The 15,443-nt window shown below is 45.5% G+C and carries 17 protein-coding genes and 1 pseudogene; 9 read left to right on the top strand and 9 right to left on the bottom strand.

Features of this window, described 5'->3' with window-relative positions; translation table 11 throughout:
- Positions 1-111: 111 nt before the first annotated feature.
- From ACFS7Z_RS20750 to ACFS7Z_RS20740, 3 genes are all read right to left on the bottom strand, one after another.
- Complete coding sequence (locus ACFS7Z_RS20750) at positions 112-966, bottom strand: hypothetical protein (RefSeq protein WP_377488901.1); 855 nt, start codon at positions 964-966, stop codon at positions 112-114.
- A gap of 217 nt (positions 967-1,183) precedes the next feature.
- Entirely contained in the window at positions 1,184-1,948 is a 765-nt protein-coding gene (locus ACFS7Z_RS20745; RefSeq protein WP_377488898.1) for a HEAT repeat domain-containing protein, read from the bottom strand.
- Positions 1,935-2,447, bottom strand: coding sequence for an RNA polymerase sigma factor (locus tag ACFS7Z_RS20740; RefSeq protein ID WP_377488895.1), 513 nt, complete (start codon positions 2,445-2,447; stop codon positions 1,935-1,937). The genes ACFS7Z_RS20745 and ACFS7Z_RS20740 overlap by 14 nt, the downstream gene beginning before the upstream one ends.
- Positions 2,448-3,276: 829 nt before the next feature.
- Here ACFS7Z_RS20740 and ACFS7Z_RS20735 point away from each other — a divergent pair.
- From ACFS7Z_RS20735 to ACFS7Z_RS20720, 4 genes and pseudogenes are all read left to right on the top strand, one after another.
- Positions 3,277-3,567 (top strand): transposase, encoded by a 291-nt coding sequence (locus ACFS7Z_RS20735; RefSeq protein WP_377488892.1) that lies wholly within the window; start codon positions 3,277-3,279, stop codon positions 3,565-3,567.
- Positions 3,568-3,689: 122 nt separating this feature from the next.
- Positions 3,690-3,788: pseudogene (locus ACFS7Z_RS20730) on the top strand (transposase); the annotation flags it as partial.
- A 127-nt stretch (positions 3,789-3,915) separates the two neighbouring features.
- Positions 3,916-4,203, top strand: coding sequence for a DDE-type integrase/transposase/recombinase (locus ACFS7Z_RS20725; RefSeq protein ID WP_377488889.1), 288 nt, complete (start codon positions 3,916-3,918; stop codon positions 4,201-4,203).
- A 54-nt stretch (positions 4,204-4,257) separates the two neighbouring features.
- Positions 4,258-4,431, top strand: coding sequence for an IS3 family transposase (locus ACFS7Z_RS20720; protein ID WP_377488886.1), 174 nt, complete (start codon positions 4,258-4,260; stop codon positions 4,429-4,431).
- A 289-nt stretch (positions 4,432-4,720) separates the two neighbouring features.
- Here ACFS7Z_RS20720 and ACFS7Z_RS20715 read toward each other — a convergent pair whose 3' ends face one another.
- From ACFS7Z_RS20715 to ACFS7Z_RS20705, 3 genes are all read right to left on the bottom strand, one after another.
- Positions 4,721-6,397, bottom strand: coding sequence for a S41 family peptidase (locus ACFS7Z_RS20715; protein ID WP_377488883.1), 1,677 nt, complete (start codon positions 6,395-6,397; stop codon positions 4,721-4,723).
- A gap of 71 nt (positions 6,398-6,468) precedes the next feature.
- The gene (locus ACFS7Z_RS20710) at positions 6,469-8,457 is read right to left on the bottom strand and encodes an ankyrin repeat domain-containing protein (protein WP_377488880.1); all 1,989 of its coding nucleotides are present in this window, start codon (positions 8,455-8,457) and stop codon (positions 6,469-6,471) included.
- On the bottom strand, positions 8,450-8,857 hold the full coding sequence (locus ACFS7Z_RS20705; protein WP_377488877.1) for a BlaI/MecI/CopY family transcriptional regulator: 408 nt from the start codon (positions 8,855-8,857) through the stop codon (positions 8,450-8,452). The genes ACFS7Z_RS20710 and ACFS7Z_RS20705 overlap by 8 nt, the downstream gene beginning before the upstream one ends.
- Before the next feature lie 652 nt (positions 8,858-9,509).
- Here ACFS7Z_RS20705 and ACFS7Z_RS20700 point away from each other — a divergent pair.
- A complete protein-coding gene (locus ACFS7Z_RS20700) occupies positions 9,510-9,878 on the top strand; it encodes a transposase (protein ID WP_377488874.1) in 369 nt (122 codons plus the stop codon).
- A gap of 52 nt (positions 9,879-9,930) precedes the next feature.
- Here ACFS7Z_RS20700 and ACFS7Z_RS20695 read toward each other — a convergent pair whose 3' ends face one another.
- The 3 genes from ACFS7Z_RS20695 to ACFS7Z_RS20685 all read right to left on the bottom strand — a co-directional run bounded on the left by ACFS7Z_RS20695 (position 9,931) and on the right by ACFS7Z_RS20685 (position 11,972).
- Positions 9,931-10,545 carry a DUF2867 domain-containing protein gene (locus tag ACFS7Z_RS20695; RefSeq protein WP_377488871.1) on the bottom strand — a complete coding sequence of 205 codons (615 nt, stop codon included), beginning with the start codon at positions 10,543-10,545 and terminating at the stop codon, positions 9,931-9,933.
- Between the two features lie 251 nt (positions 10,546-10,796).
- Positions 10,797-11,237, bottom strand: a complete 441-nt coding sequence (locus ACFS7Z_RS20690) for a cupin domain-containing protein (protein WP_377488868.1) — start codon at positions 11,235-11,237, stop codon at positions 10,797-10,799.
- Between the two features lie 153 nt (positions 11,238-11,390).
- A complete protein-coding gene (locus ACFS7Z_RS20685; protein WP_377488865.1) occupies positions 11,391-11,972 on the bottom strand; it encodes a Crp/Fnr family transcriptional regulator in 582 nt (193 codons plus the stop codon).
- Between the two features lie 370 nt (positions 11,973-12,342).
- Between ACFS7Z_RS20685 and ACFS7Z_RS20680 the strand changes: the two genes are divergently transcribed.
- The 4 genes from ACFS7Z_RS20680 to ACFS7Z_RS20665 all read left to right on the top strand — a co-directional run bounded on the left by ACFS7Z_RS20680 (position 12,343) and on the right by ACFS7Z_RS20665 (position 15,026).
- Entirely contained in the window at positions 12,343-13,209 is an 867-nt protein-coding gene (locus ACFS7Z_RS20680; protein WP_377488862.1) for a helix-turn-helix domain-containing protein, read from the top strand.
- A 176-nt stretch (positions 13,210-13,385) separates the two neighbouring features.
- Complete coding sequence (locus ACFS7Z_RS20675; RefSeq protein ID WP_377488859.1) at positions 13,386-13,865, top strand: cupin domain-containing protein; 480 nt, start codon at positions 13,386-13,388, stop codon at positions 13,863-13,865.
- A gap of 35 nt (positions 13,866-13,900) precedes the next feature.
- Positions 13,901-14,275, top strand: a complete 375-nt coding sequence (locus tag ACFS7Z_RS20670; RefSeq protein WP_377488856.1) for a hypothetical protein — start codon at positions 13,901-13,903, stop codon at positions 14,273-14,275.
- A gap of 145 nt (positions 14,276-14,420) precedes the next feature.
- The gene (locus ACFS7Z_RS20665) at positions 14,421-15,026 is read left to right on the top strand and encodes a YceI family protein (protein ID WP_377488853.1); all 606 of its coding nucleotides are present in this window, start codon (positions 14,421-14,423) and stop codon (positions 15,024-15,026) included.
- Positions 15,027-15,443: the final 417 nt, after the last annotated feature.

Genomic DNA, 15,443 nt, shown 5'->3' with positions numbered 1-15,443 from the left:
TCGCTCCACCGTCTTGGGTTGGGCCTGCAGGTTAACAACACATGCCAGCACCAGCAAGGCCAGGATCATCATCTTTTTCATAAGCTTTATTCTTATAGGTAAAGAATTATTTTATTTGCTTTTGCGGATAAACATGTCCCCGCTGATGGTGTATAAGTTTAACTCAACGCCACCCCCATTCGTGTTGCCTTCGATGGTGTTGCCACCTGTTATCCGCCGCAGGTTGCTTTTTGTTTCTTTCGGGATGTTCATCTCAAAGTCAGAGTAGATTTCTCCCTGCATAGTCCTCAATTTAAAGTCAGCTTTTGTGTTGGCCGGCAGATGAATATCTACAGTGCCGGTAGCAATTGAAATAGTGCTGGGTTCACTCTGGTTTAGGCTTGAAAACTTAACAACGATGTCACTGCTAGTAGCGTTTGCTACTACCGGTCCAGTAACATTGGTAAGATTAGCATTCCATTTTTCTAGCTTCAGTTCTATCTCACCATCCAGGTTAGACATGGTTAGTTCTTCCCTGCCCCTGTTAGTCTTTGGAATTACCACTGCATCATTATCAACTGCATTATTTGTACCTTTGCTATCCTGTCGGGATTCTTTATTAATTTTAACCGCATTGCTTTCATTCAAGATAGACAGCTCTTTTTTCAACTTATCTCCATCTAGGTTAGAGAGCGGTTTTAAAGCTTCCCCCAGATTAGACATGTTTAGTTGCCAGCCTTCTTGAATTACGACAGTAGCATTTTTCGGAACTTTAATCGTGTACTTGCCATACCGGCTGGATGCCTCTTTTATTCTAACCAGGTTATTTTCTTTCGTTACATGGATTCCCATGCCCGTATTATCTTCAAAGTGGTTGTTGATTGGTCTTAAGCCTGCAGCTCGCGCTGGTGCACCTTTATAGTTTCTGGCTTCTATCACTACTTCATCTGAGTTATGGCCTATCACCTCTACATTGCTGTTGAACATGGTGATAATTACCTTATTATCCTTGGTATTTCCCAGTTTTGTGGTGTGGGTAAGAGGCTTGTTCTGAGAGGAAGCGTTATTTTCCTGTTTCCATTGAACAGAGGTGCCTCTATTCGATATATGTGCAAGAGCAGCGCTATTTAACAGTAGGCATAGCGATGCCAGTAACATTAATTTATTCATGTTATAGAATTAAATATTTCGTTCAAAATTGTATTTATATCAGGATGTCAATACCTTCCTGGGCTTTGCTTTTAACTATTGGTAAAAGGTATTTTCGTTGTGTCAGCTGTGTTAGCTGGTCTACTGCCTTTTTTTCTTTCAGCGTAACCAACATATCAATAAGGGTCATCTGTATAATAGGATCAGTTTGCAACTTTAGAGATTGAATGAATGCATCACGAACATTTGCATTGTCATTGTACTGGTAAAGCGCTTCTGCTGCTGCTAGCCGCACATTCACATTAGAGTCATTATTCATAGTGTGAATGAGAACTTGAATTAGCTCTTCATTCGGGTCTGCGCTAAACTGCTGGCTCACCACGCTGATGCGCTCACTGGCTGTAGAGCTTACAAGCAGTACTTTTTTCATTTCCTCGACTTCCTGGCGCAAAGCAGCTACTTCAGAGTTTTGTGCTGTTGAGTTGTTCTGTTTAAACTGGATGCCTGCCCAAAAAGTAACAGCGAGGAGGAGTATGCTAGCGGCCACCTGCCAATAACTATTTATTGAAGACAGTGGAAGGAAACGTTGCTTTCCTTGTGCAGGCGCCAGCTCTTCAATCTTTCCCAATAGCCATTCATCAGATTCTAACTGTACTTTTTGCTGATGAGTATAATACTGAAATAAAGCAGCATGTACCTTCAAATGATCAGGCCATTCCCTTGACTGACAGAAATATGATGCCAATTCCTTTTCTTCCGTCAGCGTTGTCTCGCCCCTGTAATACTTCTGCAATAATGCTTCTATATTATCCCACTTCATAATTTTCCAGTTTTAAGTAACCATCCTGTACACTTTTGCGGGCTCTTGTTAAAATGACCCTGATATTATTGATGGTTAGATTCGTTATTTGCTCAATTTCTTCAAAAGAGCAGCCTTCTATTTCGCGCAAATGCAGTATGAACTTTTGCTGCTCTGGCAACGATTCCATGAGTCCCTGTACTTTATTTAAACTGTCAGTATGCTCAAAGCGTTGATAAGGGTTTGCCTCTGAGGAACCTAATTCCATTCCTGTTATATCTACCTGTCTCCGTAGCTTACCTGCTTTCAGCTTATTAAGGCACAGGTGTTTCGTTACTGTCATGGCAAAAGCTTCAATGCTGGTATAGGAATTCAGTTCCTGCCGCTTAGACCAAAGCTTCACAAATACATCCTGCAGCGTATCCTCTGCTTCTTCTCTATCACGTAGCATGGAAACCGCTAGCCTAAACAGCTTTTGCTTTGCAGGGAATACTTTGCTTTTAAACTCTTCTAAGTCCATTCAATAACAGAGACAACGCAGGTAGCAAAACATTACAGTACTTATTTAATTTTCTTTATAAACCCAGAAAAAGTGCTTTACACGTCTATAAGTTAACTTTAAGGCACAAATAATCTGGTAAAGTTGTTAATTAGCAGTCTCAATGGCCATGTTTCTTTCAAAGAGGGCTATTATTGCTATCCCAGTTCCTTTTTCTTAAGTATATGTGCCTGAGCTCAGCATAGACCATAAAGTTCCTTTTCCTCGGCTGCCAACGTTACTATACTAAATACCAGCTTCTTCTCCTTTGCTTTTCCTGAGCAGATGCCCTCCAAAAGATTATTCTGCACTTTCTGCGTTGTGCTCCCTGGTGCATGACTCCTTTGCAAACCGAACATCTGTACAGGCAGCTGGTCCAAAGCCTTTCACATTATACACTTTTAGCATTACAGTGACCTTACCATTTGTAAGAGGAACAAGTACAGCTTCCAAGGACAGTTACCAGCATTTCAAATATTTTCAGAAGTGTAGATTACAAGTTTATCCGGTGCTTTATTAATACATTTTTTATTTCCGCTTCAATTTCTTCATAAAAATAAAGTGAGTGGTAAACTTTGCTGTCACAGCAAGTTTACCACTCACTCTCTACTTGGATTTATGTTACAAATTGCTTTGACAAATTTTATCTTAAAATAATGGCTTTCAACATGTTGCTCATTTTCGATTAGAACCTAATCTCTGAATTTATGGTCCCTTCCGGTAGGCTATGGTATTCAAAGGCATATATAATCTGAACTTGCTACATTTGACTGGAGGCTTTTGATAGGCAGATTTATTAAATTTGACTATCATGGAAAGACGAGTATTTGACGCCTACTTCAAGCGGATGGCCATTGACCTCTCCTACGCGCGAGGGTCTGTAAAAGAGGTTGCCGATGAGCTGGGCATGGATCCCGGCCGGCTGAGCAAATGGCGGCAAAAGGACAGCTCGCCAGTCCGGCGCACGGAAGGACTGACAGACGAGCAAAAGGAGATAAAGCGGCTACAGAAGGAGCTGAAGGAGGCGCAAATGGAGCGTGATATCTTAAAAAAGGCGGTGAGCATCTTCTCCAGGGGATACGGGCGGTATACAGGTTCATAAAAGAGCACCAGAACCAGTTTCCCGTTGAGAAGATGTGCAGAGTGCTATAAGTCAGTGCCAGTGGCTACTATTACTGGCTCAAAAACCCTGTAAGCCTGCGGGAGCGGAGGGAGCAGGAACTGGTGGAGCAGATTAAACAGGCCCATGAGCAGAGCAGGTGCCGCTACGGCTCCCCCAAGATTGCCATGGAACTCAAAGAACAGGGTGTTTGCGTGTCGCGCCCCCGCGTGGCCAGGTTGATGCAGAAGCACCGGATACAGAGCATCGTGCGGAAGAAGTACCGGGTGCAGACCACCGACTCCAGCCATACATATACAGTGGTCGAGAATTTCCTCAACCGGGACTTCTTTGCCGAGCGGGCCGGCAGAGAAGTGGGTGTCAGATTTAACCTACATCAGAAACATGGAAGGCTGGTTGTACCTGACGGTGGTACTGGACCTTGCCGACCGGAAAGAAGTGGGCAGGGCACTGAGTGAGACCATGGAGGCGGAAGCGACCAGGGTGGCGGCCTGGCAGATGGCGGTGAGAAACAGGCCCCTGTTCCACTCCCTTTTGTTTCACTCCGACCGGGGCGTGCTTACGCCTGCAGTGAGTTCAAAGAGCAGCTGGAGGGGATGCCGGTGCTGCAGAGCATGAGCAGGAAAGGAAATTGCTGGGACAAAGCAGTAGCCGAGAGCTTCTTCTCTGGCGATGAAAACAGAAATGGTGTACCACCACAAGTTCGCCACCATGGCAGAGGCAAAGTTGACTGTGTTCGAATACATCGAGAGTTTCTACAATCGGAAAAGGAGGCATTCAGCGCTTGGCTACAGGACTCCTTGCCTATATGAAAACCTGCTGTACCGTAAAGCTATGGCTGCCTGAAAAAAGTCTCCAGTAAAACATTGCAATTCTACTGTTGTCAGTTGCGCCCCCTTGCTCATCTATACCTCCTCAACTTTTTAAACAGCAACAGCTTATAGACCTTAAATAGTTCTATGAATTAAATTGTTGATGTACTAGTCATACCTTTACCTGGTAGCAGAGAAGATTGTTCATAATCAATTGCTTAACCTACATGGATAGGATAAAATCTTCCTTTTCTTTTTGAAACACTACTCCAATGCACCAACAAACTCTGGTTTTAAACCGACCATAAGTAATGATGTTTTTTTCACTCTTTAATAGCCTTAAGCATTTCATTTGCCTGCTTGTTGTCAGGCTCCAGCATTATGGCTTTTTTGAGTATTGACTCCACCTTTTCTTTATCGTTAAGAAGCAGGTAGGCCTGTGCCAGGCCAAGATAAGGCCATAAAGTTCCTTTTCTCTGGATGCCCATGCTGTTATACCATATAACAGCTTCTTCTCCTTTATTCTGCTTTAACAGGTAATCGCCAAATGCTTTTTCAACAGCTTCTACAGTAGAATGGTTGGCGCGGGAGTCCCATGCAAAGCGTGTGTACACCCAGGCGGCTGGCATAAATCCATTTTGTTCATAAACCTGTTGCATCACGGCCCCTACATTATCGGATAGAGGCAGCTTTAATACAGTCTCTAAAGCCGGGTCACGGCCCTTCAGGTAATCATCTGAAGTATAACTTACAGGTATGTGTGGAGCTGTCCAGGGTCTTTTTTCGTTTCCATTCCAGTCTCTCCAGTAAATGGAGGATGCCCTGATTGTTAAATTGCTATTCGGGAGGTACATCTTTCTGGAATCCCCATAATGGCTTGGTGAAGAACCGGAAGGCTCTCCTGCAAAGAGGGTGTTTGTATAGTATTCCAGATCGTTTGCCAGCACTTGTGCCGCCGAAAAGGTCTCAGGTCCAATAAGTGTGTACAGGCGTCCAGGTTGATTTATATGTTCATTGCGGGCAAGGACCAGTACAATGGAGCGGCCTATTGTATTATTACCACCTGGGTTGTAGCGCAGGTCTAGTACCAAACGACCAACTGAATGAGCCGTGATCGCTTTTTCCATTTTACCCATAAACTCAGCCATTGTCTCATCTTCTTTATTATTCACTTCATTAACCTGCACATAAAGGGTTTTTGTATCAGGTAAATACTCCATCCAGAACTTAGATTTCTTATCACGCTGGCTCAGCGGCTTTGACGTTTTTAGAACATCATAAGCGTCTGTGAAGGCTGGGGCATTAAATAAAGGAACAGGGGTCAAGGTTATATTTTCTACTTTGCCTTGTCGGGTTTTTACCTGAAATTTAACTTTTTTGCTATCATTCGCGATGTTTAGCGATGCCAGGAATTCAGGAACTACCAGGAAAGTAGGAGCAAGCAGCTTAAAGCCCATCTCATTGTCATAATGTACTACAGGACGAACTGCTTTTATAGCCGCATCAGCAGAAGTGTTGCCTATTTGCAGTACCTGTGCTCCCACCATGTGTTTATAGGCTGGAGTGGCTGAACGAATAAACAGACCATCCTTAAATAGCTCCAGCTTTACTGGTAGGTGGTTAAAGAATAATGAAGAATCAGAGGGAGGCGATGTCGTAGTGTGAGCACGGCTGTAGGCAACAGCCTGGTCTTGTGGTAAAGTTAATCGGGTATGGCCATCGCCTATCATGGCAACCAGCTTTGTGAAGCCAACAACTATTTCATAATCCTTCATGGAAGGTATTTGAGTATGTAACACTGCCACCGCACTATCAAAACTGCTCTTTGAAATTTTGTGGAATGGCTCCCGGTGTGCTTTAGGAATTTCTTTTGCTAGAAAGGCAAGGTCTTCCTGCCACTGCCTGCTTGTAAGCACTGTGGGCTGGGCATATGACATGCTGAGCGGGAGCAGCATGATCGTTACAAAAATTACAAGTTTTAGTAATACTAAGATCTTCATGTTTCATAACTTATTTAATGATGAAAGAGGAATACCAAACCGTAAGTATATTTTATAACTATTATGTAATTTTATCTGAGACTTTCAATAATCTCCTGGTTACCTGTTTCGCTTGCAATACTTCTGGCTGACTTTCCTTCTTTGGTTGCTGCGTTCATATCTGCACCCTTTGAGAGAAGCAACTTAACGAGTGGCAGGTTCTTTTTTTCGACGGCTTCCATTAAAGGTGTCCAGCCAGTAGCTTCATAGAGTAATTTTCCGGGCGCTGCTTTCATATTTTTGTAATCTCCCTCTACAGCATAAACTGTTTTGGCAACCCGCACATCTACATTTGCTCCGGCATTGAGAAGTACATTAGCAGCCTCCACATGGCCTTCTTCAACGGCCAGCATGAGCGGTGTCCAGTTGCCCATGATCACCCTGGTGCCCGCTCCATTGTTCAAGTTATACCATTCTGACGAGACAGGTGACTCTATGTTTGATCCCGCTTTTAGCAACTGGCTTATAACATTTGAATGTCCTTCGCCGGTAGCAAAATGCAGGGCAGTCCATCCCTCTTTGTTTGCCCTGTTAGGCTTGGCTCCTTTGGTAAACAAGTAGTCCACTACCTGCGTATGTCCCTCACGTGATGCTGCCGATAAAGCGGAGCCCTGTTCTGAAGCTGCATCAACTTCTGCTCCGGCTTCCACTAAGGCCTTTGCAGCATTCAGGTGTCCTTCTCCTGCAGCAGCCAGCAAGGGCATCCTGTCATGGTTTAGTGGTTGATTGATTTTCACTCCCCGGTCGATCAGGAGTTTTATAAATTTTGTTCGACCTTCTTCCGAGGCAAAGCCAAGTGGAGTCCATCCTTCACTGCCTGTTCCATTGATGTTTACACCCTGCTTGAGCAGGTAAGAAAACAGTTGCTCATCTTCGTCATCAATGGCCTTGATGAACAGGTCTACTTTCTCTTTTTCATCATCGCCCTGGCTTGCCAGAACTATGGCTGAAATGGAAGCAGGCGCAGGAGATGTATTGACGCCGGCAACCGCCAGGAAACTTAACCCGGCCATGAGTACCAGGGCCGTCACAAAGCCTTCGCGAAAGCGGTTAGCTGATGGGAAAGATTTGTTTACTAACCTTAAAATGCGCCCGCTAAAAGAAGAGGGGGTTCCGGTAAATGAAAGGACTGTTTTCATAGTTTTAAATTTTTGTTCCTGAAGATGAATTAAAGTGCTTGCATAGCTTTCCTGCTGGCCGGTTAGCCCAACCACTAAATCGTCGCAGCAGTTTTCCCGCTCCTCATCCAGCAGCCTGGACATCCAGTAAGTGGCCGGATGATAGAAAAGCAGAATGGTGGTCAGCGACTGTATGACATTGAAGAGGTAATCGTTGCGCTTGATGTGGGCGAGCTCGTGGAGCAGGATAGCTTCCACCTCCGCTTGGCCCAGCCTGGTTGCCAGGCCAATGGGGAAAAGCACGACAGGCTTCAGCCAGCCGATGGTCATGGGGGAGGAGATGCGCAACGACTCCAGGTACCTTACTTTTTTAGAAATCTTTAACTGCTTTTCCAGTTTAGAAATCATCTCTTTCCACTTATCCGGAAAGGGCGTAACGCCATGGTTTTTTAGGCGCTGCACGTAAACCAACTGGCCCAGGTAACGCAGGAGCAGGACAACAATACCCATTAGCCAAATTGTAACCAGTAAGGGTAAATGCCGCTCGAAATAGAGGACAAACCTGTTCCGGATATCTGTTGCTACCTTGTTTCCAGATACCTGTACCTTTTCCCTGACAGATGATGGAGTTGCTGTGCTGGGGGCGGCATAGGCTTTCTCTACAGCAGCAACCTCTGCCTGTACCACAGGCTCATACTCGCGGATTATATTCAGGGGAATGGTTACCGCAAACAAGGCCATAAAAAGGGCAACGATGAGGTACCTGGTCTGGGAGCTGAACCTGCGCAGGAATACCAGCAGGATACCTAATACAACGGCCAGCAAGGTGCCTTGCCAGAGGCTGTGCAGCAAAGACCAGCCAATGGCCTCTACCAGTTGCGAGGAGAAGAAAGCATCAATCATGGTCTTTTTGGTTTTCGTTTTCCTTTTGGGTAATCACCTTTTTCAGCTGTTCCAGCTCTTCGGGGCTAGCCTCATAGTTGCCGAGGGCCTTCATAACAAGGCGCAGGGCAGAGCCGCCGAATGCCCGCTGCAGGAAAGTATCCAGGAGTGCCGTCTGGGTAGCCTCCTGCGCAACGGCCGCCTCATACGTATGATTCTGGCCTTCTATTTCCCGCTGCACGAATCCCCGGGCATGCATTACCTGCATTGTTTTTAAAGTGGTGGTATAGCGGATATCCTTTTCCTGCGCTAACAAATCATGCACATCCCGGACAGTGGAAGGCCCTCTTTGCCACAGAATTTGAAGTATGGCCAACTCAGAACTGGTCGGCTGCAGGTTTGGGTTTTTATCAGTAGTCATAGTGGTACGATTTGACTCGTAGCAAGTGTACGATTAAAATCGTAGCAAAGCAAATTTTAGTTACGACTTTTTCCGTATCAATTTTAGGTGTTTATAACTACGACAATGGCTTTGCCAGGAATTGACATGAAGTTATATACTACCCTTTCCCATAAAACGTGAAGATTTTGATAGGGCATATGGGGTGTCTTCTATTTTGACCGTTTAAGCCGAGCAACGCTTAGTGCTACGGTTGTTGGTTTTTTGTTGCTGCTATGTTGCTGCGGCTTATTTTTCAGCTTATAGAATGCCATTTTGAATCATTCTGTAGCCATTCTGAATCATTCTGAGCCTTGACGGCTCAGAAAAAGCTTTCTACAAAGATCTGAAATCGACCAATTACAGCTGATTTTCTGTTTGAAAGAGCCTACAATTCTACTTTGATAGCTTCTTCTATGAGCATTTTGAAGGATTATGGCTCCTACTACCCATGCGGAGAAGGTTACAGATATCACTTATCATCCCGCTGCTCCAGAGCATTTGCGAATAATGTGACGTTTACCAGAGATATAATATAGCGGGCCATGTTAAGAATAACATTAGCGGCTAATAAGTAATTTTATGTAAAGCAGGAGATGCTGATTTTAACAGTTTATCTAAACTGCCCTCCGTTTTGCCTCCAGTCAAAGGTAGCAACTTCAGCCTGGCAGATGGCGGCGAGAAACAGGCCCCTGTTCCACTCCGACCGGAGCGTGCTTACGCCTGCAGCGCCTTTCAGGAGCAGTTGGAAGGGATGCCGGTGCTGCGGAGTTTGAGCAGAAAGGGCAACTGTTGGGACAACGCGGTGGCCGAGAGCTTCTTTAAGACGATGAAAACAGAGATGGTTTACCACCACAAGTTTGCCACCATGGCAGAGGCAAAGTTGACTGTGTTTGAATACATCGAGAATTTCTACAACCGGAAAAGGAGGCATTCAGCGCTAGGTTACCTGACTCCTTGCCAATACGAAAGCTTGTTGTACAACCAGGCAGTCGCTGCCTGAAAAAGCCTCCAGTAGAACATTGCAATTCCACAGAACAACCTGCTTCTCAATATCAGAGACCAATCACCTTGCTGCTATGAACTTGACTGTTATCTATCTTAACCACCACATTATTAGTGCTCAACCCATTTCTTTTCTCTAGTTCTTTAATAGCTCCTCCCAACGTTGTCTGAACAATTAACTTGTGAAAAGGCATAACAGCTAGAAAATATAATCGACCGAATAAATTATTAAAGTCCACAGCTGTTGAAACTATCAGGTTCTTGAGTTGTGGGTTGTCGTGTCGTCGCTCTATAAATAAAGAAGCTCTGAAGTTGAGGTGTTTGTCGTCTTCTCCTAATATAATTTCGTGTTCCGTTCTTTCATGTACCTTGAAAAGTCCAAGTTTATAACCTTTTTCATACTTGAAGTTTTCAAGCTGGTCTTGGCTGTTGCCAGTTCTTCTCGGTGTTTTTAGTCCGAATAAGGATACGGTTAGGTTTCTTAGGATAAACAATTTTCTAACCCAGCCTGGTCTGCTTGATATAAAAGCTTTTGCTGCATCAACCAAAGTGAGGTTGTTGTCAGCGTCGCAGAGAGTACCTTGATAACTGTCAAAGTAGTCGAACTTTCTGTGATTGATGTTTAAAATTGAGCCTTCTGGAGGTGAAGTTTTTATCTTTACCATTCTCTTCTCATTGTAATCGCTCTGGCTATGGCCTCATACGGACTAAGAATCGCAGTGGCATGGCTAAGATTCATCTTTAAGTAAAAATGCGCTTTCCATCTTAGCCATTACCATGCAAAGTGTTTCCCTTCTACTTAGAATGAATGATGATCCTAAATTGGCTTTATTCTACTTCATTCCATGCTGTGTGCCCTTGAGATAAGTAGCAAAAAAGGCACATGAAGCTGCGCTTAAATCAACAGACCAAGCATTTATCCCAATAGAACTCCGTACCTCTCGGCTATCAACTTCATGGTTCCCTTGTCAGCGCCAGGTTGTGTCAGTGAATGGCTAAGGTCGCGTAGGAAACTCTCATGTCCGCCGGGGGTGAGGGTTACGAGCACCTTACCTTGCTGCAGACCTGTGTTCTTGAAGTTGTGCCTTGTCCCGCGTGGAATAGTGATGGTGTCGCCTGCTGTGCAGCCATGTGTTTCATCACCTAGTAAAACCTCAAAATCGCCCGCAACCACATAGATGATCTTGTCTTCCTTGCTGCAGATGTGCGGGGGCGAGCCTGCACCTGGTGCTACTGTCTGCTCAAGCACAGTGATGAGGCCATTGCTGGATTCCGCATTCTGCTTCACATCGATTTTGAGTCCCATCATGGAGAAGGAGTCTCCCTGATCTGCCTTCGTGATTTTTCCCTTTTTCATTTTTTTTGGTTTTAACTCTCGTCCGCTGCCGAGTTTGTTTTAGGATGGAGGCCCAGCGGAACCTCTGTTAGTGCAAAGCAAAGTCTTGTTTTACACTACAAACATAGCAGCGGGGGAGGGACAAATCCGTTAACAAAAGATAAGAAAAGAGGGCTAATAGGAAATTCTTTTCCTGATCCGGCTTAGACTCACTGCCGTTACCCCTATCATCGAGGCGACGTGATGCTGGGGAACCCGTAGAAACAGCTCGGGCTGGTTCTCCATCAGGTACTGGTAGCGCTGCTTTGGCGTAAGACCTAGAAAGAAGCGAATGATCAGCTCCTGATCTGCCATTATCCTCTCAGCGATGGTGCTACGCAACCTGTAAAATTCTGGCTGCTGCTGAAGCAATGCGGTGTAGTTTTCAAAACTCAAAGTGCGAATCTGACAGTCTTCAAAGGCCTCAAATACCTGCTGGTTTTCCGTTCTAAACATCATGCTGATACAAGGGCCTGTAAAGCTGCCTTCAAAGTAGAAAGAGGCAGTGACCTCCCTACACTCCAGGTAGTAGAGCATTCTCACGCAGCCCTTCTCAACAAAGAACACCTCATTGGCCACCCGTCCCGCGGGTGCTATGACTTCTCCTTTACAGTGCTTTTTTAGGGGCATTGCTTTCGCAAATTCTCCAAGAAGGACCTTGTCAAGCCCTGATGTAAGGTCAATAAGCTTATTCAGCAGAAAATCAGTAGGTTCCATGGGATAAGATATTCAATTTAGATGGTACATTTTAATCAATCGTCGGAGGTTTAGCAAGTATTGAGGCTACTTTTCCCGTCTCACAAATCAAGGTGAAGCCGATACGTGAGATGAGTTGATAAGAAACAGAATCTGATGAATAGGTGCATAGACAGGTGATGCTGCCAATAAAGCTTTCCAAGTTACATGCAAGCAGGAGTGTGGCGTACAGGATTAGCATCCTCAAAAGAAGAAATCAGATGATCTTACCAAACTGCTCCTGCAGCTATAGGCTTTACTGCCATTATAAGGCTATGTCGCATTTTTACAAGCGGGTGTTGGGGGATAGGAATATTTTTGCATAATATTAAGTTATAGTTTGGTCATCTCTATGAAAGCTGAAATATTCAAGCCAAGTCCCTCCCTGAGCAGGTACATCGACAACTACATGCTTGTGGATATTGATTGGCGCAACACGGCAGCACTTACTAATGTGTGGAGGCTGATTCCCTATGGTAAAGTGTCCATGCTTTTCCTGTACGGGGACCCGCATGAGTATAGCCTGCAGGGAGCAACTGAATCGATGCAGCATACGCGCCAGGCGTTTTTGGTAGTACAGCTCACGCAGCCTATATGGTTGAAGTTAACTGGCCGCACCCGTCTTATCAAAATACAGTTCAAATCATCCGGCGCGCAACGGTTCCTTCCGGTAAATATGGAAGAGTTCCGGAATGTGCCCAGCTTAGATCTGGAGGCCGTATGGGGAGGTGCCATCAAAGAGCTGCTGGAGCAGTTAGAAGAAGCGTCCTCAGATACGGAAAGGATCGGTAAACTCAACGGCTTCCTGGAGAGGCGCCTGCTGCCCCAGCTTGACCTGGTGGACTACGTGGACTACACGATTCAGCAGATGAAAGCCTGCAACGGAAACATGGCTATCAAGGGACTGGAGCAGAAGCTCGGTATCAGCACCAGGCAGCTGGAGCGGCTGTTCCGGGCGCGGATTGGATTATCACCGAAAGAGATGGGAAAGATTATCAGGCTTAACGGTGCTTTCTCTTCTCTGGAGGCAGACCCAGGTATCTCTCTAACCTCCCTTTCCTACGAAGCAGGCTATTACGACCAGTCCCACTTCTCCAGAGACTTCAAGAGCATAGCTGGTGTCAGCCCTACCAAGCTGCTTTCTGAAAGTTCAAATGAGCTGTTCGTCACGCACGGGCAGTGCTTTGTGAAGCAGGCTCCTGCGGTTCCCATCAACTAAGCTTTCACCCAGGTTACATTTTGTCAATACTTCTGCCTGGCAGAGGGCAGTCCTATATTTCTTTATAGTTAGTAATCGGTGTAAGTTCAATAAGGAAGGTGCAGGTCGTTTTTTTACAAGTTTAATCTTCCGGCAAATGCGAAATTTGTCATGTTAAACAAAAGCAAAACAATAAAATGGAATCATTAGAAGAACCAACTCAAGTAAGTGCCACTGAGGCTTTCAGAAGCTACCAGGGCGGATTTTTCAGGGTGCTGCTCTCGCCTGATCAAACCGGTGGAAGTATGGCCCTGGTAGACATGACCCTGCCAAGAGGAGTGGAGCCGCCTTTGCATGTGCATAGCCGTGAAGACGAGACCTTTTATTTACTCGAAGGAGCGATGACGTTTCATGTGGGCGAAACGGTGGTAAATGCCGCCGTAGGTGACGCTGTGTTTGCCCCGCGCCAGGTGCCACATCATTTCGTGATTAAGTCAGAAAGCGCTCGTTTCCTGACGCTGATTACTCCCGGTCATTTCCTTGATTACTTCCTGGAGTTCAGTTTTCCGGCTGCCGAAGAAGTGAGGGTAGTGCCACCACAAGGGCCGCCGCCTGCAGAGTTCATAGAGCAAATGACTTCTAAACTGACAGGGAAATATGGTGTGCTTTTTATTTAGGCACATTCAGAAGTATTGATAAAACAGCCAGAAGCATGAAGCGGTCTGTTCTCTTTAAAAATGCCAGCCTTATCGTGCAAAAGGCTGCGGAGGGAGGGGCTCGATCTGCTGAAGGTTCAAAGGCAGTACTTAAAACAAAGCATCTGGCTATTCCCCTGGATGCCGCCGCGGCAGAGGTGCTGGTTGGGTACCTGCAGGTAGTGAGAGCCTACCTTACCAGTTCCAGGAGGACAAGGCAGCAGGTCATGTTGACTTTAGAACAGGTGGCAGCCCATCTGGAGCAACAGCTGAAGTCTTACGGCAGAACCAGCGCGGAGCGTGGCGATATAACAGAGCTCATACGGCAGATGGGCTTCCTGCACGACTGGGCTACGAAAAGAGCTGCTCTGCTCAAGGAGCCAGAAAACTGAGTTAGAAGCTTAAGCCGCCCAGGCAAAAAGACAACAACTAACATTATTTAAAAAAACCAGAAATTCAATTTCCGGGCAGGAAGTAGAAGGATACCTCATGCTCTAAGTTCAGAAACTAATTATTAACTACTCACAAAATAAAACCATGAAAAAGTCATTTTTTACACTTCTTGTACTTTCTGCAGCCTTAAGCTTATCCAGCTGCGAGGATGAAGCGGTAACCAATAGCACCTATGCGCTGGAGGAGGAACACTCCACAGTGGAATGGAAGGGACACAGCCCAAACCTATACCATGACGGTTCCTTCTCAGTGAAAAGCCAGGACATTAAAGTGGTAGACGGTAAAATAAAAAGCGGAACGTTCACTATCCCAATCGTGTCCATCCAGAACTTTGACCTGCCGGAAGAAATGAAGCCCGTGCTTTTGGAGCACCTGAAAAGCCCTGACTTCTTCCATATGGCGCTGCATCCTAACGCCTCGTTCAAAATCACGAAAGTAGAGCCCAGCCCCACTCCTTCAGGAGAGACTAATTGTGCTGTAACAGGCGACTTTACCATGCTGGGGCAGAGGCATGCTGTTACCTTCCCGGCTATGGTAGAACTGGAGGACAACCAGATGAAGATAGATGCCGGCTTTGAGATAGACCGCACCAAGTGGGGCATGCACTACGCCGCTGACCCCGCGCTGGGCGAGCACCACATCCTGCCAAAGGTGGACATCAAACTAAACCTGCTGGCGCACAAAAAATAGAAGCGCCAGTTCTCTGAACCTAATTTTATCGAACCAGAAGAGCAGCTCTATATCAAGTAGAGCTGCTCTTTTACTGTAATAGACCAAAGCCTTCATTTATCGAACAATCTCTTCGATGATTGAACTGCCATCGCTGATTTTTACCGTGTTAACAAGTGACTGAAGAACTAGCAAAAGAGGAGCTATAGTTTGATTGACTACAGCTCCTCTTTTGCTAACTTATCCTTGGCTAATAAGATATAACAAGAAAGGCTCCTCATCATGGGGAGCCTTTCTTGTTATATAACGTCAGTTATGTAAAGGAGGAGAGAGTTTCCTACCCAAACTGGCTAGGAAACTCTTTCTTGTTTGCCTCAGTTACGCCACTCTAAGTCAGTCAGAGCAACAGAATAAGTCCCCTTCATCGCGCTATGCTTT

Source organism: Pontibacter toksunensis, from assembly GCF_042686245.1.
Lineage (GTDB): Bacteria > Bacteroidota > Bacteroidia > Cytophagales > Hymenobacteraceae > Pontibacter > Pontibacter toksunensis.
Note: the sequence above shows the minus strand (reverse complement) of the source record. Positions and strands in the feature narration are given on the sequence as shown.